We start from the raw sequence: 20,693 nt of genomic DNA, 5'->3' as shown, positions 1-20,693 counted from the left end.
CAGGTGAATGTTTAGGTAATGTTTTAACTTGTGGATTATGTAACGGGCGCTCTTGAGGCGCTACATGTAAAGGTTCTATTGATTGTAAATCTTGGGCTAAATTATTTTGCGACATTTTGACCATCCATATTCTACAAAAGTATTAACTCTCTTTCTCAATAATTCGCAATTTGGCGCTATGTGCTCGGTGATTTGCTTCCAATTCCTCATCTGAAGGTAGAATTGGTTTTTTATTGACCAGTTTGAAATGAGGTTTCATTTCATCTGGAATAACCGGCAAACCAGCGGGTAGCTCCCCTACTTCCGTTCGCTCCTTGAACATCGTCTTAATCAGGCGATCCTCTAAGGATTGAAACGTAATAACACTTATCCGACCATGAATCGAAATCGTTTCTAAAGCTTGTTCAATCGAAGTTTCCAATGCCCCCAACTCATCATTGACTGAAATTCGAATGGCTTGAAAGGTTTTCTTAGCCGGATGCCCCCCGTGCCGCCTTGCAGCCGCCGGGATTCCTTCCTTAATGATGTCAACCAACTCCCCCGTGGTGTCGATTGACTTCGTTTCGCGATGCCGTTCAATGGCTCTAGCAATTGGTTTAGCAAATTTTTCTTCACCGTAACGGAATAAAATTCTAACCAAATCCTGATAGGACCATTTGTTAACGACTTGCCAGGCATCTAATTCAGCGGTTTGATCCATCCGCATATCGAGCGGTGCGTCGTGCTGGTAGCTAAACCCGCGATCCGCAACGTCAAATTGTGGTGACGAAACGCCTAAATCATAAAGCACCCCATCAACGTGGCTGACGCCTTCGCTTGCTAATTTTTCTTTTAGTTCTCTGAAGTTGGCTTTAATGAAAGTTAACTTACCTTGCTCCAGATATTTCTTTAAATGTTCCTGGTTGTAATCGATTGCAGTTTGATCTTGATCAAACGCATATAGATGACCTGTCTCAAGTGCTTCCAGGATTTTTTCACTATGACCGCCGCCCCCAAGGGTACAGTCAACATAAATGCCGTCCGGCTTGATATTGAGGCCGGCTACAGCCTCATTTAAAAGTACGGTACGGTGATTAAAATCCGCCATTAGAGTCCTCCTTCCTGACTGAATGAATTTAAATGTCGAAATCAACTAAATTTTCAGCAATATCGTCATAATTCTCTTCAGCAGTTTCAGAGAAGTCGTTCCATCGATCTTCGCTCCAAACTTCGAATCGGTTTGAAACACCAACGATGACACATTGCTTTTTAATCTCCGCATGCTCGATAAGTTGGTTTGGAATATTAATCCGTCCCTGCTTATCGAATTGGCAGGTTGTTGCGGCTGAGTAAAAGAAGCGGACAAACGCACGTGCATCACGTTTGTTCATCGGTAATTCCTTCAGTTTTTGTTGAAGAATTTCCCATTCCGCCATTGGATAGCCAAACAGACAGCCATCCAGTCCACGAGTGATAACAAATTCATCGTCTAATTGTTCCCGAAACTTCGCTGGAATAATTAAGCGACCTTTTGTGTCGATAGAGTGTTCAAATTCCCCCATAAACATTGTTATCACCCCCATTACATCAACCTCGTGATAAGTTTACCACAAGCCACCACTTTCTACCACAATATTTCCAAGAAATTCTCTAATTTACAATTTTTGTCAATAGTTTTTTTAATTTTCTATTAAAGGTGGCTAATAATCAGCGTTAAATCAATGATTTAATAACTCCATCCTTCAATCTCCCATGCAAAAAAGTACATCAAAAAGGTGGGGGATTTGCCCACAAAAAAGAGGCTGTGCCAAAAGTAAATTTTGGCACAGCCTCTTTCCATTTAACCGAACTATTTATTTTAATCGTGCTCCAGAAGTCAGTTTCCTCCGTCTAACTACGATCAACGAACAATTCCAGAACCAAATTATTCGCCAATCTAGGTTAGTACTCAGTAACTGCCCGACTTCTGTCACAACTTCTTTTAGCTATTAATCAACGATTATTAAATGAACGTGACACCGATTCCAACTATGTACCAAATCAACAAATAGAGGCTACTCAATCGCCAGATTCCCTTGAAATACTGCCGATACAGTAATACTCGGTTTTTTAAGCCAATGATTAGTAAGAAAATAATACAAATAATCAACCAGCCAAGGATGAACCATAGTAATAAGAATCTCAATTGCATCATGAGGCTCACACAAGCCACCAAGATAAATGGCGTAAAAATATCCAGCGCACTAATACGCCGGGGCCACCTCCGGATTCTACTTCTAATTAGGACAATTGCGCCATACACAACAATAAGCGCCGCAATCTGTACCCAGATATTTTCCAATACGTGTTCCAAATTCACCCCTCCTTAACAAGTCTTTTTTTCATACTACCAGAGAATTTGATGGTCGTAACTACCCAAAAAGTTTTATTAAAAAATTGCAATCTTCATTGAAGCAAGTTACACTGAAAAAAGTAAATTTTTTTGAAAAGAGTGTACCTAATGAAAAAGAAAAAAACAACTTTCCAAGTGATCACAATGGTCTTTGTTTGGATTATGATTATCGCAACCGTTGGATCACTCGTATTTTCCGCAATTTCATCACTTGGATTACTATACTAAACGTAAAAACCGACCCCATTCTGTCGAATGGGGTCGGTTTTTTGCTGTCACTCTTCTTCTGGTGCTTTTTGCTTATAAACCTGACGAGGCTTACTACCCTCCTGCGGTCCAATATAACCACCTTGTTCAAGGTCATCAATCATTCGAGCCGCACGATTGTAGCCAATTCGAAAATGCCGTTGCAAAAGCGAAGTGCTGGCTTTTTGCTGATCCACCACAAACGCTAGTGCCTCCTCAAACAATTCATCTTCCGAATTTTGTCCATCCTCTTGCGTTACTTCCTCATCAGAAACAAGCATACTGTCATCATATTCAGGTTCTTGCTCTGCCTTTATGAAGTCTACAACGCTTGCAACATCCTGGTCAGAAATGAACGCTCCCTGAACACGAACCGGCGTATTTTGGTCAATTGGCAGATAAAGCATATCCCCACGTCCTAGAAGCTTTTCAGCGCCATTTGAATCTAAAATAGTCCGTGAATCAATCCCACTAGATACTGCAAACGCAATTCGAGACGGAACGTTGGCCTTAATCAAACCAGTAATGACATCCACAGATGGTCGCTGCGTCGCCAAAATCATGTGAATTCCAGCTGCCCGACCCATTTGTGCCAAACGAATAATCGCATCTTCGACCTCGTTAGAGACTGTCATCATCAAATCAGCAAGTTCATCCACAATGACAACAACGTATGGGAGTGAAGGCAACTTGGGATCGTTCGTTTCATTAAATTCAGCAACAAACTTATTATATCCTGTGATGTTTCGCTGCCCATGTTGTGAAAATAAGTCATAACGACGTTCCATCTCGGCAACCACTTTATGAAGTGCTCTTGCTGCTTTCTTTGGAACTGACACAACCGGTGTCAAAAGATGGGGGATCCCATTATAAACGCTCAATTCAACCTTTTTCGGATCAATCAGCATCATCTTCACTTGACTCGGCTTAGCCTTCATCAAGATACTCGTAATAATGCCATTAATTGCGACCGATTTCCCACTCCCTGTTGATCCGGCGATTAATAGATGTGGCATTTTCGTCAAATCAGCCGTTACCACTTGACCGCTCACATCCCGTCCTAGCGGTACTTCGAGTAAACTCTGTTTCTGACCTGCAACAGCCTCAGCCATGTCTCTAAACGAAACCGTCGAAATCTTTCGGTTCGGCACTTCAATCCCAATTAACGATTTTCCAGGGATTGGTGCTTCGATTCGAATATCTTTTGCGGCAAGTGCTAAGGCTAAATCATCCGCTAAGTTGACAATTCGTGATACCTTGACCCCCACTGCTGGATGCAACTCATATTCCGTAACGGAAGGCCCCAAGCTGACGTTTTTAACCTCAGCTTCTACACCAAAACTATTAAGGGTCTTTTTCAAGACCTTCGTATTTTTATCAATTGCATTATATTCCTCAGTCTGATCAGTCTGTGGGATTTCCGTTAGTAGATCAGTTGTTGGCAATTGGTAATTTGTTTCATCAGAACCACTTGCTTCAATTTTGGGTCCCTCTTCAGTAACGGCAGGCTTAGGATCCGGTTTGGGTACTAATTTGCCATTTGCAATCTCTTGATTAGCGACTGTAATTTTATAGTCAGGTTCATCATTGCTCTTATCTGATAGCGCTGGCGTTGGTTCGTCCGGTAATAGCTCCGTTTGCTTGGCTGCTTTGGGAGGCCTAGATGTGTCCTGCTTTTCTTTAACTATAGTAGCTGGCTGCCGTTTTTTCGGCTTAGATTCCGACAGTCCACCCATTAATCTTCCTAAAGCTTGGCCAATCGAAAGGAGAAAGGCCCCAATTTCTGAAATAATTTTAGAAGCCGGAAGTTGGAAAGCAACCACTACCCCGGCCACCATCAACAGCACAGCAATTAGCTGAGAACCGAGAATAGCAACTAAGAAAGCCGTCACAGATAATACATATGCCCCAATCATCCCGCCACCAACGGACGACATAACGGTTTGTTGGGCAAAATCAGCCTTAATTAATCCCCAGGTAAAATTGGCAAAATCTACGTGTTGGTTACGCGCTAACGACAAACTGCAGGCTAGCCACAAAATGATTCCAAGATACGTTAGCCCAATTCCAGTCCAATGTCGTTTAGTTAGCTTTGGCCCATGACCACTAAAAATCATAAACACAGCCACAACAGTCAATGCATTTAACAAAACGCGATAAGTGTCCCCAACGAAGATTCGAAAAACATTGGCAAACAGGACGCCAACAATTCCTAAATTTAGGTATGCAATGAACGCCACTAGTAAAATCACTGCACCCGTAATTTGCATTTTGTATTTAGTTTGATTTGCCTTCTTCTGCTTTGTAGTCGTCCGCTTGCGCGGTTTTTTCGACTTGCTTGCAGATTTTTTTCGCTTTGCCAAAGTATGTACTCCCCACTACTTATTTTAATTTGTCGTTGTCGTACAAATGTGTTTGCTCCAAATGATTAAAGTTCTGCTGACGTAATGCTTCATAAATGACGATTGCAGCTGAATTAGAAAGATTAAGTGCCCGAATATTACTGTCATCTTGTGGAATTCGAATTGCTTTTTCTGGATGCATTCTCATGAAGGGTTCAGGCAATCCGGTTGTTTCCTTACCAAATAAGAAGTAATAATCATTTGCTTCATTAGCATAATCTGGATCAACGTAAGATTGGTTAGCAAACTTAGAAACTAAAAAGAGTTTGCCATTTTCTGGAATTGAGTCCACAAAAGCAGGCAAGTTCTGGTGAATTTTGATTTTAACCTTATCCCAGTAGTCCAATCCTGCACGTTTCATGTGCTTATCATCAATGGAAAATCCCAATGGTTCAATTAAATCTAATACGGTGTCTGTTCCCGCACAAGTTCTGGCAATGTTTCCCGTATTTGCGGGCATTAATGGTTCAAAAAGTACAATATGGTTAGTCATAGGTTCTCCTCTTTGCGATGTTATTGCTTTATGATAGCACCTTTTAAAAAGGCTATGCAAGACAGCAAAAAAAACGCAACTCCTCGGTGTGGGCACGGCGAGGAACTGCGTTAATGAAGTGCAAATTGTCAGCCACTAACGGTCAAAACCGATATCAACTGCCAAACGATTTCTCATAGAGAATATAACACTTCTATGTGCGTTATGCAATACTTTGTGAATTATTTATTTTTAATGAAAGCGTTATACTTCCGCAATTAGCAGCGTTACATCCACTGTAATTTCGCTAAGTGGTGCTTGACGTGCCTGTGTGAGCTGCGCCTGATCTGCTCCCCAACTCAATGGTGTCATTGCCAATAGGTCGGCAAATTGATCTTGATCAATTGGCACCGTATAACGAATGGGTTGCTCCTGCACGTTTGCGTAATGATCCTTAAACAAAGACACCACCCGGTCATTACTATAGGAATGATTAGCACTCGTTTCAGGATACAAAAGTTCACGTAATTCTACTAGATAATGACTATTTGGCACAACCTTTAGCAATTTTCCACCAGGTTTCAGTACACGGTTAAACTCCGCGTAAGCAGATGGCGAAAAAATATCGATGATGGCGTCAAATTGGTGATCAGTAAATGGTAACTGGGCCAAATCAGCCACACACCAAAATGCCGAAGACGTCAATTGTGTGGCTAAATTAATGCCCGGTTTGGAAATGTCGAATCCAATAGCCGTGTCATTTTTTGTTATTCTACTATCTAATAACTTTTTTAACGGTGTCCCTTCACCACTACCAACATCTAAAATGGTAGCAGCCGCGCTTGGCATTGCTTCAGAAATTGCTGCTAAAAAACCATCAAATAATCCTGCAGAAAGAATTCGTCGTCTAGAGTTTAGCATTTCTGCATCGTATTCAGTAGATACTTCATGATTAAGAAAATAGAGGGTTCCTTTCTTGGAAAGATCCATCTCATGTCCATTGTCACAAGTCATCCCGTGTTCAATAACAGTTGTATACGGTAAATGACAAACCGGACATCGAAATAGCCCTAGTTGCTGTTGTAAAAACGCAGTTGCGCGCTCAATTTTTTTCAAGATACTGCTCCTTAATATTTATGAGACTCAATTTCTTCAACGTACAAGCCTGAATACCGCTTATACCACCAGAATATCTGGGTAACGAATACTCGTAATACTGCATAACCTGGAATCCCTAAGATAACGCCTAAAACGCCAAATAGTTTACCGGCGGCTAGCAAAATAACGATAATCGTCACTGGATGTATTTTAAGCGTATTTCCCAAAACCAGTGGTGACACAAATCGCCCTTCCAGGGTCTGTTCAATCACAAATACAATCAGCACCTTGACCAACATCAGTGGTGAAACGAATGCCCCGACGACAATCGCGGGAACTAATGCTAAAAACGATCCCAAATAAGGAACTAAATTCAAAACGCCAGCTGAAATGGCCAGCAGCAAGGCAAACTTTAACCCAATAATCCAATAGCCTACAAGAAACATTAAAGCAACGAAGAAGGCAACGATTAATTGTCCTCGAACATAGTTACTAACCTGATGATTCATTGCCGTCAATACCTGCCCAATTGACTTTCGAGCACGAGTTGGGAACACCCGAACAATATAGGTGGGTAATTTGTGACCATCTTTTAAAAGATAGAACAAAATAAACGGCGCCGTGATAATTGAAACGGCGATAGTTGTCACTCGTGATACCACTCCACCAACGGAATTCAGCGTCTGATTCAAAAAATCAGACGAAACGGCAGAATACTGCTTCGATAACTGATCGTTAAAGTCATCTAACTGGTGACGGAATGAATCAAAATGTGGATTATTGGTAAACTTTGTTAGCTCCTCAATGACCTTGTTCCAATAGTCCGGCCAGTTTGCTAATAAACTGACAATCTGTTCCTGAATTATTGGAATAATTGCCACGATTCCCCAAACAATCAGACCAAGGATTAAAATGAAGACTCCAGTAATACTCCAAACCCGTTTGATTTTAAAACGTGCTTCAAGCTTATCCACCAAGGGATTAATCAAATAGTAAAACACGCCCGCAATAATAATCGGTGTACCAATAATACCGAACAGTGCCTTAAACGGATAAAAAATCCACTGAACCTTGCTCAGTGTAAATAAAATTAATAATGCTAGTAAGATGACCGTTAAAACGGAAACGAGTCGATTGTTCACTACCCAGTTATAAAACCAGGAGTGATTGGTTTTTTCGTTATTCATATTAGATAGCCTCCTCACTAGTTATTTATTGGTGAGTCCTTTATAATCATTGTAGCATAACGAAATTTGAATCTTTAGCAATAAGCAAGGAAGGATCTATACAATTGCAAATTAATGAAATTATTGTTCAGAACTATGCTGAACTACCCAGTGCCGTTGCGAACGGCGCTAAACGACTCTTATTAGCATCTGACCTAACAGCTGGTGGTGTCACACCTAGCTTTGGCACGATTGCCGAATCAACCAATTACGCTCACGATCACGGGGTCACGATTTCGGTGCTTGTCCGTCCTCGCCACGGCGAGGCTGTGTACAATGATGCCGAAATTAAAATTATGGACACCGACTTATTGCGTATTCAGCAGCTTGGTGTTGATGGTGTCGTCTTTGGTGCCCTTGATGAATCAGGAGCTCTGGATGAAGAAGCAATGGCAAACTTAGTGGCTGCAGCGGGTGGCATGAGTCTTGGCTTTTCAACTGGCCTCAACCAAAAGCCGTCCGACCTAACAGTTGACCAATTGAATTGGTTAAGCGAAAATGACTTCACTCGGGTTTACACGTCAATTAATCAAGAGCTTTCAGCATTACAATCGGCAACGACGACGCTTGTAGCACATCAACTGCAACTCATCCCTACCAGCACATCAGTCTCAACCGACCTGGCACAATTCCAAAATAATGGGGACTTTACCCAACTTGCCATTCTGCCAGAACAAGCTTAAGAATTGAAAAAAGCGAACTGCAAATTGCAGCTCGCTTTTCTTATAGTTTCGATTCTTCAGAAATCAAGGTTGCCATGTCTTGAGGTATCGGTGTAATACATTGAATAGTTCGCCCTAAAAACGGGTGATAGAAGCTGACTGACATGCAGTGCAACGCCTGCCGATTAATCCACGGATTATTAGTTGAGCCATACAGCCAGTCTCCTATGAGCGGATGACCGATTGCTTCAAAATGGACTCGAATCTGGTGTGTGCGCCCCGTATGTAATTGGATCCGCAACAAGGTTGCTGTCCGCATTTGCTTGATTCGCCAAAACTCCGTCACAGAAGGCTTACCTCCTGGAATAACCTGACGCTTTACGAACGAATCAGGTGCACGATCAATTGGTAGATTGATGACATCATGTTCACTGTCAATTTGACCCTCAGCAACCGCTAAGTAAGTCTTCTTCAGTGAATGCTTCTTCAATTGTAGGTCCAGCACCGAATGGGCAAGATGATGCTTAGCAAAAATGACTACACCACTAGTTTCCCGGTCTAGCCGTGTCACAATGTGGGTGACTTGATTCTCATAGTGTTGCCTTAAATAATAGCCCTTCACCCGATTACTCAAAGAGTCGGTTGGATACACATGTGAAGGTACAGAGGCGACCTTAGCTGGCTTATTAACCACGAGAAAATGATCATCTTCGAATAAAATATCTAACGGGATATTTGATGGTGAAATCACGTCATTACCTGGTTCGGGTGGTAAAACTAACCTAATTTCATCACCATAATCCAGATTCTCATTCACACGACGCTCGACACCATTAACCTCTACAAGTCCCCCATGATATTTAATCTGTTTTAACAACGTCCTCGTAACCCCATGTTCAGCTAGAAGTGTCCTCACTTTCAGTGGCGTTCGACTTTGGTTCTTCCAGGCGAATTCAGTCATGATTACCTTGCCCGATGAACGAGCCGCTCACTCGTTTCCAAAATTGTGTGTGCCGGTATTGTGCAAATGAAATCCGTTGCTGCGAAATCCGATACGAGATCGATTTAATGGGTCGATCAGAAACGGTCAATTGGTCACAGGTCAGCACGTCCGTATCTCCAGCTTCTGGCACGATTCTAATCCACTCATCTGCTGGCAAGATCAACGGCGAGCCAATGGTTCTGAACACCCGATTGTTGATTGACGCAATTTCGGTAACCTGAATCGCATCAAATTGGGGGTTAATGATTGCGCCACCAACTGATTTATTATATGCCGTTGAACCCGTTGGCGTTGAAATACAAAGACCATCCCCACGAAAACTTTCAAAAAATTCGCCCTTGATGTAAATATCTGCCTGCATCGTATTCGTTGGTCGTTTGATTGTGGATTCATTCAACGCCAAAATGGTATCGGTAATCTCATCGTCTTGGTAAGCCACTTGAACATCCAACAATGGGTAGCTGACACTTTGACCATCGTCGTGTTCAAGACTTTTGACGAGCTCGTTCACCTCATAATCACGCCAATCCGTGTAAAAGCCTAAATGGCCGGTATGGATACCAACAAAACGGATATCTTCCAAGCGATCGATGTAGTGGTGAAAAGCAGATAGTAGCGTTCCGTCTCCACCAACAGAAATCACGATGTCGGGATTTAGGCCATCTAGCAACAAGCTTGGACTCTTCGTTATTAATTTATTTAAGGCGTCGGCTACTTTTCGTGATGCCTCGCCTTTATTGCTAAAAATTGCAATTCTCATCTTAATCATCCTTATTTTGCTGGTTCCGTTTTCTGACAATTTCACCCTTGCCAAACGAGAACAGGTGTTGCGCCTCTTGAATTTCTTCTCTAATTTCCGACATTTCTGTATCAAGTTTAAAAGCAGCTTCGGCAGCTCGATGGAGTCGCTCGCTAAGCTCCTCAGGGAACTCTCCCTGATACTTGTAGTTTAAGGAGTGTTCGATTGTTGCCCAGAAATTCATCGCCAATGTGCGAATCTGAATCTCTGCTAAAATCTTCTTTTCGCCGCCAATCAACTGGACGGGATATTCAATCACAATGTGATATGAACGATAACCACTCGGTTTTTCATTATGAATGTAATCGCGTTCTTCCAAAATCTTTAAATCGGTTCTTTTTCTAAGTAAATCAACAACTTGATAGATGTCTTCCACAAACTGGCACATAATGCGCAATCCCGCAATATCTTCCATATCTTGCTCGAGACGTTCTTCAGCAACATGCCGACGTTGCATCTTTTCTTGAATGCTATCGATTGGTTTGACACGGCCGGTGACAAATTCAATTGGCGCCCGTTCATTTTGATTTTGAAACTGCTCGCGAATGCCCCTAAGCTTTATTTTTAACTCGCTAACAGCTTGTTTATATGGTAATAAAACATGGTTCCAATCCTCAATCATATTGTTCACCCCGCTGTATCTTCTTAAGGTTTCTTAGCCTATTCAATTCTATCATAGATTTCACTTTGCGAAAGAAACAGTGCACTTTTTCATGTCTCGTTTCATAAATTTTTCCTTGATAAGTCAAAAAACTTTACTCTGCGATTAAAATGGCGCATTATAATCTTGTTAAATCAATCAAGTGTATATTGGTTGCTTTTTTTCACGAATTCAATTATTCTGAATAAACAATTTTTGACTTACATACAAGGCGTAAGTACAAGAATGTGGGAGGAACTATTTTGCTAGAAATTTATTTATTCGTGAATCCGCTAGGGGGAAAATGTTTAGCGTCTGAGCGGACAATCCTTAAATTGGCGAGAGAATTGCCAGAAAAGATATCTTATCAATTTATACCTTTGCTGAGCATGCAAATGGGACACACCCACAATGCCAGCTTGGCTGAACGTAATCAAGCTTACCAAGATCGTTATCGTACTATTCTTGATTACAAAGCCGCTCTATTTCAAGGAAAAAAACGTGGCCGTCAATTTTTAATTCGGTTACAAGATACGATGATTGAAAATGAACTTTCCTATTCAGAAGACTTAGCTACTTTGGTTGCAGATGCCACTCACTTAGATATGGATATGTTTTTGGAAGATCGTCATTCCGAGATCGCTAGAAAATCCTTCATTACGGATCAACGTCTGGCCGCTGAAATGGGGATTCAACATCCTTCGACAGCCGTCTTCTATAACGCTTTATCGGAAGATGCCGGTTTGAAGGTAGAAGAAATCAGCTACCCTATCGTAAAAGAAGTATGTGAAAGCCAAGGCTTTTCAATTAATGAAGCACAAGAAGAATACGGTAGTCGCAATAATTTCCGTGTACTATAAAATCCTGTTAACCAGTTTTCTGGCTAACAGGATTTTTTTATCCAATAATCGATTCTAATTCATTTAATCGCTGTTCAAAAATCTTAAACGCATCTTCCAAGTAATCTGGCTTCGTCATATCGACACCAGCCAACTTCATGACGTCAATTGGGTAATTGGAACTACCTGACTTCAAATAAGTTAAGTAGGCATCGCGATTAGTCTGATCACCATTAACAACACCATTAGCTAACGCCGTCGCAGCAGCAAATCCAGTCGCATACTGGTAAACGTAGTAGTTATAGTAAAAATGAGGAATTCGACTCCACTCTAATGCAATTTGTGGGTCTCGAGCAACTGCATCCCCATAGTAACGGGCATTTAAATCACCATAGAAGTCGCTCATCATATCAGAAGTTAAGGGGTTTCCTTGCGCATCTTCCGTATGAATAAAGTGTTCGAACTCCGCAAATTGTGTTTGGCGGAAAATAGTTCCTTTAAAGCCATCCAAGTAGAAGTTCAAAACATAGGCGCGAACTTTTGGATCCTGGTATTTTTCCAACAAGTAGTCGGTTAGAATATTCTCGTTGGTCGTAGAAGCAATCTCAGCTACAAAAATGGAGTAATCACCATATTGATAAGGCTGGTTGTGACGAGTATACCAACTATGCATACTGTGGCCCATTTCGTGCACCAGTGTATACAGATTGTCTAAATCATCTTGCCAGTTGAGTAACATATATGGTGCTGTATCATATGCACCACCTGAATAAGCACCGCTACGTTTACCCTTATTTTCAGTAACATCAATCCATCGTGAATCAAATGCTTCCTTCACGTGTGAAACATAATCGTCACCAAAGACCTTGAGAGCATCTAGTGCAGTTGCTTTAGCCTCCTCATAGGTATACGAAAGGCTGGGTTCACCCGTAATTGGTGTGTACATGTCATACATATGCAAATCATCTAGCTTCAAAACCTTTTGACGTAGCTTCACATAGCGATGTAATAGGCCTAAATGATTATTAACCGAGCTAACCAGTGTTTCAAAAACTGCTTCCGGAATATGGTTATTGCTTAATGCTTGCTGGCGTGCTGTTTCGTAATGGTGCGTTTTGGCCAAATAGTTGTGGGTTTTAACCTCACCAGAAAGCGTTGATGCCAATGTGTTTCTAAACTGCCGATAAACTTCATACAGTTTTTCGAACGCTTGCTTTCTGACAGCACGATCCGTGGACTTAATCAGGGTATCGTAAACACCTTGTGACAACTGAACCTCATCGCCGGTTTCATCCTTTACATTACCAAATTCTAAATCAGAATCATTAATCATACTGAAGGTTCTCGACGAGCTGGCAAAAATATCGCCTGCTCCCGCGAGTAATTTTTCTTCATTAGCTGAGAGAACATGCCCACGTTGTTGGTTAACGGCATCAAAGTAATGGCGGTATTTTTGTAGTTCCGTATCACTATTAATCATTTTTGAAAGGTCGACTTCTGGAAGCGCCAATAATTCAGGCTCAAACCAAGCCGTATCCGCTGAAAAATCAGCAGCTAAACTTTCGGCACGACTATTTAAAGCTAGGTTAACCGAATCGCTTGTATCCACGTCACTGCGTAATGAAGTATAGACATATAGCTTCTCCAATTTGCGGTCAACGGCCAAAATAGCTTCCAGCGCATGCCGTAATGCATCGGCTCCTTGGCTAAGGCTCCCCTTCAGACTGGCTAGTTTAGGTAAACTCTCTTGAATTTCTTTAAACGCAGCTTCAAACTCCGCATCCGACTGATAAATTAAACTTAAATCCCAAGTCATTGATTCAGAAACTTCATTTCGTTTTGGTAATTGTTTAACCATATTATCTAACCTCCAATTTCTTGTTTAAACCATCATACTACTTTACATCCCCAAATTTTATTTTTAAGTCACGACTTTTTTGCAAATGCTGCCATAAATTTAAAAAAAGTTGATGATAGAGCGGCTTAGCGTGCTGAATTTGAGGAAAATGAATTGGACCACCTAGCTGCTCAATTGCTAACCAGCAGCACTTTAAATAGGCCTCAGTTGTCATACAGTCAAGACTCGTCGTTTTCATATTTAGCCATACCAGCATCGCAAAAACAATGGCTGGTTCACGAAGTAACGGCAGCTGTTCGTAGGTCCCCCATAACCAAACTGGAATTTGGTGTAAGGACATCCCATGTAGGTAAAAATTGTTTTGCAACCGGATAGACTTAGGATTAGCGCGAACAATGCCATAAGTTATTCGGCGCTGCACTTTTGATATTGCTGCAGTGGTCAGCCTCGAATCCATTATTGAAAGTTGCGATTGCTTCCGCCACTCCTGAAAATCGGTAAACGCCTTAAATCTCGCAACTCGCCAGGTCACATCATCTCCAGTATTAACCCGAATTTGGTAGTGAACTTCTAAAATTGCGGTCTGCGTACGCCAAAAAAGTAAATGCAACCCAATCGTTGTTTTATAGTAAGCGAACTGGCCGATTTTTTCGACGGTCATTTTTCGTCGCAGGTACGTTTCACCCAAAACCCACATCACAGTTAAATCTGATTGCCGGTAACCACGATTACGTTCTAGATGTCGTTGCAACCCTAATGGACTGCATTGAAACTCAACTGCTATCTTGTTCCCCTCAAACGTCATGAGTAAGTCCGGCCGCTGTTGGACACCTGATAAGTAAACTTCTAGTTCTGGTCGACCAGACTCACTTGTAAGAAATGTTTGAAGCCCTAATTTACCTTTAACATGTAGCTCTGATTCGTTCTCCAACAGCGCTTGACAACTTGCATCTCGTTCATGCGTAAAGTACGGCGCTTTAATGTTGCCACGGCGTAAGGTCACGTCTGAATGGCAAGCTGGGCAAGTAAATGGTTGTTTTTTTTCGATTAAATAATCGGCCATAACTAGCCGGTTATCTTCGTTCAATGCCATCAACATTTGCATCATCTCCAAAGATAACTACGAAAAAAACCACTGATTATCGTGAAATAATCAGTGGTTTTAAAAATCTATTTAACGAAATAGCGTCTGGTTAACTCAAATGCCGCATTTTCCATTAATCTGGTACCATGCTCCTCAAGTAAATCAATTGTAACGGGGGTTTGGTCAGCATACTCATATGCGACCGCTAATTCATCCTTAATCGACTCTTTAGAAGCAATATTCAGATCAAATACAAACTCAAGATAATAATCACCTTGGTATTTGTATAGGCTCGTTTTTGCATCAGTTAAGTGCATCAACTGGGAAATAGCGATCAAGCCGTCAAAATCATGAAGTTTAATGACGACATCATGAACTGGTGCTTCTACCTTTTCACTCGTTTGTTTATTGATTGTATAACCATCCTTATTGTGTGATTCATCGGTTTGTTCATCATTAGCAGCGTTATCCGTTGCCATTAATTCTTGTCTTAGAAAATCAGGAACCTCTTCTTCAGTGGTATCCTCCGTAAAGGTGTCAGAATCGTCATCATTCCCGACATCCCCCTTACTAATGAAAAGCTCTAATCCATTGCGATTTGGTAATACTTGAAAAGTTACCGCATCGTTTTGCTGGAATTGGTGATCAGTGTCCACTTCTTCCAGAATGCTGTAGAAGAAACTCTCAATTTGTTTGTGATTCCCAAGCAGATCAAGAACTGTGATGCCTCGTTCGGAAAGGTCTTCATTTCCAATAAGAACCCTGATTGTATTTTCGTTAATTCTTTCCATTTTCATGAATAAGCACCCCTTTCTCTGCGCCATTAGGGTATAGTCCTACAGCTACAATTCTATAAGAATTTGCAGAAAAGTAAAGGATAAGCGTCCTATTTTAGATGATTATTCTCGAATTTTTAATATTTACATCTAAATTTCAGCGCGCTGTCGTGCTTCTTCGAGTTCAAGAACCCGAATGTGTTTAGGTAGGAAACGACGAATTTCATCGTCATTATAGCCAATTTGAAGCCGTTTTTCATCAATCAAAATTGGTCGTCTAAGCAATCCAGGATGCTTTTCAATCATTGAAATAAGGCGGCCAAGAGGAATATCATCTAGGTTAAACTTTAATTCATCATACTCTTTTGATCGAGTTGAGATGATATCCTCAGTCCCGTTTTCTGTCATTTGAAGAATCCGTTTAATTTCGTTTTTGTTTAGTGGTTTGGCAAAAATATTTTGCTCAACAAAATCCACTTCGTGATCGATTAACCACGCCTTCGCTTTTCGACAAGACGTGCAACTTGGTGATGTATATAGTGTGACTGTCATAATGTGCCCTCCTTAAGCTGGGTAACTTATGCCTATGCATTAAGTATAAGTCATCAAAATCATAATTTGAACCCACTTTACAGAAAGTGCATTAACACTTCACACAATCTTCACATTCTGTTAAATCACAATTTCCTGCCGCAATTTGACATGCGCAACATTTATTTCTGAACCCGCAGTTTCTTTGGCTTGGGCCACTAATGTATCTAAATCACCAACCTGTGGTAAGTGTGTCAGTAACAGCTGCTTAACGTTTGCTTGGTGAGCCAGGTAACCCGATTCTCCAGCAGTTAAGTGCCATCGTTGACCAGTTTTATCATTAAAGAAATTAGTATCGGTCAGCAACAGCTCTGCATTTTTTGAAAATTCCACGAGATTGTCAAAGTAATTCGTATCCGCTGTAAAGGCCAATACTTTTCCTGTCTGAATTTCTTCTATCCTCATGGCAAACGCTGGTACTGGATGTTGCGTACGCATCAATTTAATTTTAAAGGGTCCTAGATTCAACACCTCATTCACTGAATAAGCATGAGCTTCTGTGGCACCAGCCCAATTTAACGCATCAAGTTGCGGTTGATCCTCTGCATGGCCGTAAATCGGCAATATAGCTTGTTTATGGCCCTCTGGATGCAGTTGCCAGTAATATTGCAGAACGCCCACGTCTGCGGTGTGATCATAATGATAATGGGATAAAATCACAGCGTCCAGTTTGAGTGGATCTAACACTTCCTCCAAACTAAGCAACGCACCACTACCACAATCAATCAACAGGTTGAATCCCTCACTTTGCAACAGGTAACTACTCGTGCCGATGCCATGATCCGGGTAGCCACCGTAATAGCCTAAAACCGTTAGTTTCATCTTCTTCGCTCCTTTAACCAATTACGCCAAGTTTAATCCGTGCATTCCAGAATGTAAACATTTACTATTAACTCGAATAATCAGTATAATGAAGTTAGATAAGGAGGTCATTTCTATGTTAAAACAAGTTTCCATCACCTTTGGCAGCTACGACATATTGTCTCGATTGCAGGCACAATATCGTGACCGTCAGCTTCGGCTGGTACAAGCTAACAATGCGACAGACAGTTTGGCGTTAGTGGACTTGTCAGGTCAGGACAACGTTTTTAAATCAGGTGCCGTCTATGATGTTAAATCTACAGCCGGTAGCGCTGAACACACTGGCGAAGTATTGGCTTTTATTTATATTAAAAATTTGTCCCCAGACGATCAGAAGGTTTTCAATGCAACCGCAAACGAAATTACGAGCTCACCGAACCTGCCACAAGAGCTAGAGTCCCTTTATTTCATGAAGGAACAAAAGAATCGTGGTAATAACGTCATCTTCTCAATTTGGGATAGCTTATCTGGTTTCAATGACTGGCTTCGAAGTCCACAATTTGCTCGCATTAAGGGATTCGATACTGCCTTACATGACTTCCGGACTATTACTTATTCCCAGTATCATCAATCTGATCAATCTAACTAATCAAAAAACATGGCTACCTGAGCTGAACTCGGGTAGCCATATTTTATTTCAATCTAAGGGTCATGGCGTTAATTGCCACAATAATTGTGCTAAGCGACATGACGACCGCACCGACCATTGGATTCAGTAAAAATCCAATTGGTGCCAAGATACCGGCCGCTAATGGAATCGCCAATATATTATAGCCAGCCCCCCACCAGAGGTTTTGAACCATTTTCCGATTGGTGGCCTTTTCGAGTTCAATCAAGGTCGTAATGGCTTCTGGATTGGAATTAACCAGTACTACATCCGCTGAATCAATGGCAATGTCGGTACCAGAACCGATAGCAACCCCAATCGAGGCCTTGGCTAAACTAGGCGCATCATTGACACCATCACCCACAAACATGGATAACCCATCTTGCTCATACTGGTTGACAATTTGCTGTTTTTCCTCTGGCAACAGCCCCGCCTTAACATCTTTGATCCCAATTTGGTTAGCGACTGTCTCGGCTGCCAACTCGTTATCACCGGTCAGCATAACTGGTACAATGCCCATGGCCTTTATTTTATCAATAGCGAGTTTGGCCGTTGACTTAATTTGATCGGCTTCAGCGACCAGACCAATCACCTGACTACCTTGCACTAAATAACTCACAGTATTACCCTTGTTTGCCAGTGTTTTAAACGTGTCCTGATTAAAGGCGACATTCTTTTTCTTCAAGTAATTGGCGGTCACAATTTGATAAGTGGTGCCATTAATTTCACCAACGATTCCCACACCAACAACCTGTTTGACATTTTGTGCTTCGACTGCTTGAATTTGGTGCTCTTCGGCGTAAGCTATGATGCCAGTTGCGAGCGGATGGGTTGCACTCGCCTCTAGTCCGGCAAATAATTGAGCAACTTCAACATCGCTTAACTTATCCGTCAAACTAACCAATTTTGAGACTTTAAACTTTCCTTCAGTCAACGTACCGGTTTTATCCATCAAAACATACTTGACCTGATTTATTTTTTCTAGAACTGTTCGATTTTGAATCAACAATCCATTTGTAGCTGCGATGGATGTGCTGCGTGCGGTTACCAATGGTACGGCTAATCCAAGTGCATGAGGACAAGCAATGACTAAAACAGTTACCGCAATGGACAAGGCCATCGCTAAGTTAGCGGTTAGCAGCCACACGACGAATGCAATTAAGCTGATCGTCAGGGCAGCATAGAATAGATAACCCGCCACAATATTTGCTCGGTTTTCCAACTTAGACTTGCTGTGTTGGGCTGCCTTAACCAAATTCATAATTTGAGCGAGATAACTATCCTTACCAGCCTTCGTTACTCGAAAACGAAAGGTGCCATTTCCGTTTAACGCGCCACCAATGACGTTATCACCCTGGGCTTTTTCTACTTCTTTGGACTCACCCGTAATCAAAGCTTCGTTAACCGTTGTTTCCCCAGTTTCAATAGTACCATCGGCAGGAATCTGTTCTCCAGAACGCACTTCTACAAGTTGCGCGGGTTGTAACTCGCTTACAGGTACCTCTTCGATCTCATTATCTTTTACCAAATGAGCCGATTTGGGAATTAAAGCCGCTAATTGATTAACATCGACGCTGGCTTTCATAACTGCATTCATTTCAATCCAGTGGCCAAGCAACATAATATCGATTAACGTAGCAAGCTCCCAGAAAAAGTCCATTACCATGGGGTGTACATGTAATAGATTATTCGCAATAACCGCGTAAAGACTATATAAATAAGCAACGGTAATTCCCATCGTAATTAAGGTCATCATAGCCGGCTTTTTATCCATTAACTCTCCCCTTGCGCCGGAGAAAAATGGATAACCGCCATAGAAAAACAGAATACTTCCAATAACCGCAACCAAGTAATCCGCCCCTGGAAAGGTCACTTGAAATGGTAAGTTCATGCCCATCATTGGTGACATCAAAATAACTGGAATTGTTAAAATAAGTGAGACCCAAAATTTTAGTTTTAAATTACCCATATGCATCATGTGCGAACCGTGTTGCATCGTGTCATCATGCATTTGATGATTCATATGCATATCTTCCATGCTAAATTTCCTCCTTACCGGCGGACATTGCTAAACAGTTACAGGTTACTTCATCAGGGGCTGTCTCCAAACGTTTTTCCAGCAACGTTATTAAGCTCTGAATATCGTTCTTACTCAATTCGACGTTATCAACTACCTTCAATAAAGTGTGGCCGGCACACATGGCGCACATATTATCAAAAACCGATAAGCCCACTTGATCATTAGATTCATTTTGCGATATAAGTGGCCGGTAAGTAAAACTATTTGCATTCTTATCGGCAGCTAAATAGTCTTTCTTTACTAATCGACTAATTAACGTTTTTATTGTGGACGCTTTCCAGTCCTTTTTTTGTGTCAGATTATCGATAATATCATGGCTTTTGGCTTCCCCTAAAGTCCAAACAATTCGCATAACTTCCCATTCTGCATCTGAGATATTTAATGTTTCGGTCAAGGCAATCTCCCTTTCTTTGTTCATTTATTTTTATCGTCTACAAGCGTAGTCTAACATTCTAGTTTACATTTGTAAATATCATGCCACTAAATGAAAAACAAAAACGCCCCCCATTGGGAAGCGTCTCTATAAACTACCACTGATTATTCCACTACAATCCTGGAATTGGTTCTGCTAGTTGAATTTGATTATCACGATCAAAATAAGAAACAACTTTTTGGTCTAAAACCGTTGACCAGTAGAGAATGCCTGCTTCTCCAGCTAATTCACAAAACGCTTCAAACGTAATTAGACCAGCTTGGGCTTTTTGAACTGCACGTTTACTTGCAATATCATCGCCTTTTAGAGCAACCGTTTTTGCAACACCGTTCATCTTCAAATCAATGGTGCTAGTTGCATCAAAATAACGGTACATACCCGACTCGACTAGATAGTCATACCTTACGACCCCTAATTTTTGAAACGCCTTCATCAAATTAGCAAAGCCACCGGCGTTCTTTTCTTCCTGCACAGCTCGTTCAATTGCTCGAAAATCCAAGGTCATTTATTTATCCTCCTATACCCATTTCCATGATGGCATTATAGCGGCTCTATACTAAATCCTGTTGATGGATATCTTAAGTGATATTCTATTAACAGGATTTTTTGCATAAAAAAAGGCCCATGGCCTCATATACTTAAAAT

22 protein-coding genes are annotated in these 20,693 nt (G+C 41.4%); 4 read left to right on the top strand and 18 right to left on the bottom strand.

Features of this window, described 5'->3' with window-relative positions; genetic code table 11:
* Positions 1 to 142: 142 nt before the first annotated feature.
* The 3 genes from rsmH to LOSG293_RS01405 all read right to left on the bottom strand — a co-directional run bounded on the left by rsmH (position 143) and on the right by LOSG293_RS01405 (position 2,332).
* The gene (gene rsmH, locus LOSG293_RS01415) at positions 143 to 1,087 is read right to left on the bottom strand and encodes a 16S rRNA (cytosine(1402)-N(4))-methyltransferase RsmH (protein WP_034526154.1); all 945 of its coding nucleotides are present in this window, start codon (positions 1,085 to 1,087) and stop codon (positions 143 to 145) included.
* A gap of 28 nt (positions 1,088 to 1,115) precedes the next feature.
* Entirely contained in the window at positions 1,116 to 1,547 is a 432-nt protein-coding gene (mraZ, locus tag LOSG293_RS01410) for a division/cell wall cluster transcriptional repressor MraZ (RefSeq protein WP_034526151.1), read from the bottom strand.
* A gap of 434 nt (positions 1,548 to 1,981) precedes the next feature.
* Positions 1,982 to 2,332: a DUF3397 family protein gene (locus LOSG293_RS01405; protein ID WP_034526149.1), complete on the bottom strand. Its 351-nt coding sequence runs from the start codon at positions 2,330 to 2,332 to the stop codon at positions 1,982 to 1,984.
* Positions 2,333 to 2,479: 147 nt separating this feature from the next.
* Here LOSG293_RS01405 and LOSG293_RS01400 point away from each other — a divergent pair, with 147 nt between their 5' ends.
* The gene (locus LOSG293_RS01400) at positions 2,480 to 2,599 is read left to right on the top strand and encodes a DUF4044 domain-containing protein (protein ID WP_081919850.1); all 120 of its coding nucleotides are present in this window, start codon (positions 2,480 to 2,482) and stop codon (positions 2,597 to 2,599) included.
* A gap of 47 nt (positions 2,600 to 2,646) precedes the next feature.
* Here LOSG293_RS01400 and LOSG293_RS01395 read toward each other — a convergent pair whose 3' ends face one another.
* The 4 genes from LOSG293_RS01395 to LOSG293_RS01380 all read right to left on the bottom strand — a co-directional run bounded on the left by LOSG293_RS01395 (position 2,647) and on the right by LOSG293_RS01380 (position 7,776).
* The gene (locus LOSG293_RS01395; protein WP_034526146.1) at positions 2,647 to 4,980 is read right to left on the bottom strand and encodes an FtsK/SpoIIIE family DNA translocase; all 2,334 of its coding nucleotides are present in this window, start codon (positions 4,978 to 4,980) and stop codon (positions 2,647 to 2,649) included.
* A gap of 19 nt (positions 4,981 to 4,999) precedes the next feature.
* Complete coding sequence (locus LOSG293_RS01390) at positions 5,000 to 5,512, bottom strand: tRNA (cytidine(34)-2'-O)-methyltransferase (protein WP_034526143.1); 513 nt, start codon at positions 5,510 to 5,512, stop codon at positions 5,000 to 5,002.
* A gap of 243 nt (positions 5,513 to 5,755) precedes the next feature.
* The gene (locus LOSG293_RS01385) at positions 5,756 to 6,607 is read right to left on the bottom strand and encodes a methyltransferase domain-containing protein (protein ID WP_034526140.1); all 852 of its coding nucleotides are present in this window, start codon (positions 6,605 to 6,607) and stop codon (positions 5,756 to 5,758) included.
* Positions 6,608 to 6,618: 11 nt separating this feature from the next.
* A complete protein-coding gene (locus LOSG293_RS01380) occupies positions 6,619 to 7,776 on the bottom strand; it encodes an AI-2E family transporter (RefSeq protein ID WP_034526137.1) in 1,158 nt (385 codons plus the stop codon).
* Between the two features lie 104 nt (positions 7,777 to 7,880).
* On the opposite strand from LOSG293_RS01380, the gene LOSG293_RS01375 reads away from it, so the two are divergent.
* Positions 7,881 to 8,498, top strand: coding sequence for a copper homeostasis protein CutC (locus LOSG293_RS01375; protein ID WP_051907158.1), 618 nt, complete (start codon positions 7,881 to 7,883; stop codon positions 8,496 to 8,498).
* Between the two features lie 40 nt (positions 8,499 to 8,538).
* Here the strand turns inward: LOSG293_RS01375 and LOSG293_RS01370 are convergent, their stop codons facing one another.
* The 3 genes from LOSG293_RS01370 to yjbM are packed head-to-tail and all read right to left on the bottom strand — an operon-like array spanning position 8,539 to position 10,901.
* Positions 8,539 to 9,438, bottom strand: coding sequence for an RluA family pseudouridine synthase (locus LOSG293_RS01370; RefSeq protein ID WP_034526135.1), 900 nt, complete (start codon positions 9,436 to 9,438; stop codon positions 8,539 to 8,541).
* The gene (locus LOSG293_RS01365; protein WP_034526133.1) at positions 9,431 to 10,240 is read right to left on the bottom strand and encodes an NAD kinase; all 810 of its coding nucleotides are present in this window, start codon (positions 10,238 to 10,240) and stop codon (positions 9,431 to 9,433) included. The genes LOSG293_RS01370 and LOSG293_RS01365 overlap by 8 nt, the downstream gene beginning before the upstream one ends.
* A 1-nt stretch (position 10,241) precedes the next feature.
* Positions 10,242 to 10,901 carry a GTP diphosphokinase gene (yjbM, locus tag LOSG293_RS01360; RefSeq protein WP_034526130.1) on the bottom strand — a complete coding sequence of 220 codons (660 nt, stop codon included), beginning with the start codon at positions 10,899 to 10,901 and terminating at the stop codon, positions 10,242 to 10,244.
* Between the two features lie 266 nt (positions 10,902 to 11,167).
* Between yjbM and LOSG293_RS01355 the strand changes: the two genes are divergently transcribed.
* Positions 11,168 to 11,779, top strand: a complete 612-nt coding sequence (locus tag LOSG293_RS01355; protein WP_369690582.1) for a DsbA family protein — start codon at positions 11,168 to 11,170, stop codon at positions 11,777 to 11,779.
* Between the two features lie 37 nt (positions 11,780 to 11,816).
* On the opposite strand, the gene pepF is transcribed toward LOSG293_RS01355, so the two are convergent.
* From pepF to LOSG293_RS01330, 5 genes are all read right to left on the bottom strand, one after another.
* Positions 11,817 to 13,616, bottom strand: coding sequence for an oligoendopeptidase F (gene pepF / locus LOSG293_RS01350; RefSeq protein ID WP_034526126.1), 1,800 nt, complete (start codon positions 13,614 to 13,616; stop codon positions 11,817 to 11,819).
* A gap of 37 nt (positions 13,617 to 13,653) precedes the next feature.
* Positions 13,654 to 14,715 (bottom strand): competence protein CoiA, encoded by a 1,062-nt coding sequence (locus tag LOSG293_RS01345; protein WP_051907157.1) that lies wholly within the window; start codon positions 14,713 to 14,715, stop codon positions 13,654 to 13,656.
* Positions 14,716 to 14,786: 71 nt separating this feature from the next.
* Positions 14,787 to 15,497: an adaptor protein MecA gene (locus LOSG293_RS01340; RefSeq protein ID WP_034526123.1), complete on the bottom strand. Its 711-nt coding sequence runs from the start codon at positions 15,495 to 15,497 to the stop codon at positions 14,787 to 14,789.
* A 129-nt stretch (positions 15,498 to 15,626) separates the two neighbouring features.
* On the bottom strand, positions 15,627 to 16,028 hold the full coding sequence (spx, locus tag LOSG293_RS01335) for a transcriptional regulator Spx (RefSeq protein WP_034526120.1): 402 nt from the start codon (positions 16,026 to 16,028) through the stop codon (positions 15,627 to 15,629).
* Positions 16,029 to 16,148: 120 nt separating this feature from the next.
* The gene (locus LOSG293_RS01330; RefSeq protein WP_034526119.1) at positions 16,149 to 16,889 is read right to left on the bottom strand and encodes an MBL fold metallo-hydrolase; all 741 of its coding nucleotides are present in this window, start codon (positions 16,887 to 16,889) and stop codon (positions 16,149 to 16,151) included.
* A gap of 115 nt (positions 16,890 to 17,004) precedes the next feature.
* On the opposite strand from LOSG293_RS01330, the gene LOSG293_RS01325 reads away from it, so the two are divergent.
* Entirely contained in the window at positions 17,005 to 17,517 is a 513-nt protein-coding gene (locus tag LOSG293_RS01325; protein ID WP_034526116.1) for a hypothetical protein, read from the top strand.
* Positions 17,518 to 17,560: 43 nt separating this feature from the next.
* On the opposite strand, the gene LOSG293_RS01320 is transcribed toward LOSG293_RS01325, so the two are convergent.
* The 3 genes from LOSG293_RS01320 to LOSG293_RS01310 all read right to left on the bottom strand — a co-directional run bounded on the left by LOSG293_RS01320 (position 17,561) and on the right by LOSG293_RS01310 (position 20,553).
* Positions 17,561 to 19,573, bottom strand: a complete 2,013-nt coding sequence (locus tag LOSG293_RS01320; protein ID WP_034526113.1) for a heavy metal translocating P-type ATPase — start codon at positions 19,571 to 19,573, stop codon at positions 17,561 to 17,563.
* Position 19,574: 1 nt separating this feature from the next.
* Positions 19,575 to 20,033, bottom strand: a complete 459-nt coding sequence (locus LOSG293_RS01315; protein WP_051907156.1) for a CopY/TcrY family copper transport repressor — start codon at positions 20,031 to 20,033, stop codon at positions 19,575 to 19,577.
* Positions 20,034 to 20,160: 127 nt separating this feature from the next.
* Positions 20,161 to 20,553: a DUF1398 family protein gene (locus LOSG293_RS01310; RefSeq protein ID WP_034526111.1), complete on the bottom strand. Its 393-nt coding sequence runs from the start codon at positions 20,551 to 20,553 to the stop codon at positions 20,161 to 20,163.
* Positions 20,554 to 20,693 lie beyond the last annotated feature (140 nt).

This window comes from Secundilactobacillus oryzae JCM 18671, assembly GCF_000740055.1.
GTDB lineage: Bacteria > Bacillota > Bacilli > Lactobacillales > Lactobacillaceae > Secundilactobacillus > Secundilactobacillus oryzae.
Note: the sequence above shows the minus strand (reverse complement) of the source record. Positions and strands in the feature narration are given on the sequence as shown.

Bases quoted from the DNA above. Each gene is read 5' to 3' on its own strand.
- rsmH (WP_034526154.1), bottom strand. From the start codon at position 1,087: ATGGCGGATTTTAATCACCGTACCGTACTTTTAAATGAGGCTGTAGCC.
- mraZ (WP_034526151.1), bottom strand. From the start codon at position 1,547: ATGTTTATGGGGGAATTTGAACACTCTATCGACACAAAAGGTCGCTTA.
- LOSG293_RS01400 (WP_081919850.1), top strand. From the start codon at position 2,480: ATGAAAAAGAAAAAAACAACTTTCCAAGTGATCACAATGGTCTTTGTT.
- LOSG293_RS01390 (WP_034526143.1), bottom strand. From the start codon at position 5,512: ATGACTAACCATATTGTACTTTTTGAACCATTAATGCCCGCAAATACG.
- LOSG293_RS01380 (WP_034526137.1), bottom strand. From the start codon at position 7,776: ATGAATAACGAAAAAACCAATCACTCCTGGTTTTATAACTGGGTAGTG.
- LOSG293_RS01370 (WP_034526135.1), bottom strand. From the start codon at position 9,438: ATGACTGAATTCGCCTGGAAGAACCAAAGTCGAACGCCACTGAAAGTG.
- LOSG293_RS01365 (WP_034526133.1), bottom strand. From the start codon at position 10,240: ATGAGAATTGCAATTTTTAGCAATAAAGGCGAGGCATCACGAAAAGTA.
- yjbM (WP_034526130.1), bottom strand. From the start codon at position 10,901: ATGATTGAGGATTGGAACCATGTTTTATTACCATATAAACAAGCTGTT.
- pepF (WP_034526126.1), bottom strand. From the start codon at position 13,616: ATGGTTAAACAATTACCAAAACGAAATGAAGTTTCTGAATCAATGACT.
- LOSG293_RS01345 (WP_051907157.1), bottom strand. From the start codon at position 14,715: ATGTTGATGGCATTGAACGAAGATAACCGGCTAGTTATGGCCGATTAT.
- LOSG293_RS01340 (WP_034526123.1), bottom strand. From the start codon at position 15,497: ATGAAAATGGAAAGAATTAACGAAAATACAATCAGGGTTCTTATTGGA.
- spx (WP_034526120.1), bottom strand. From the start codon at position 16,028: ATGACAGTCACACTATATACATCACCAAGTTGCACGTCTTGTCGAAAA.
- LOSG293_RS01330 (WP_034526119.1), bottom strand. From the start codon at position 16,889: ATGAAACTAACGGTTTTAGGCTATTACGGTGGCTACCCGGATCATGGC.
- LOSG293_RS01325 (WP_034526116.1), top strand. From the start codon at position 17,005: ATGTTAAAACAAGTTTCCATCACCTTTGGCAGCTACGACATATTGTCT.
- LOSG293_RS01320 (WP_034526113.1), bottom strand. From the start codon at position 19,573: ATGGAAGATATGCATATGAATCATCAAATGCATGATGACACGATGCAA.
- LOSG293_RS01315 (WP_051907156.1), bottom strand. From the start codon at position 20,033: ATGAACAAAGAAAGGGAGATTGCCTTGACCGAAACATTAAATATCTCA.
- LOSG293_RS01310 (WP_034526111.1), bottom strand. From the start codon at position 20,553: ATGACCTTGGATTTTCGAGCAATTGAACGAGCTGTGCAGGAAGAAAAG.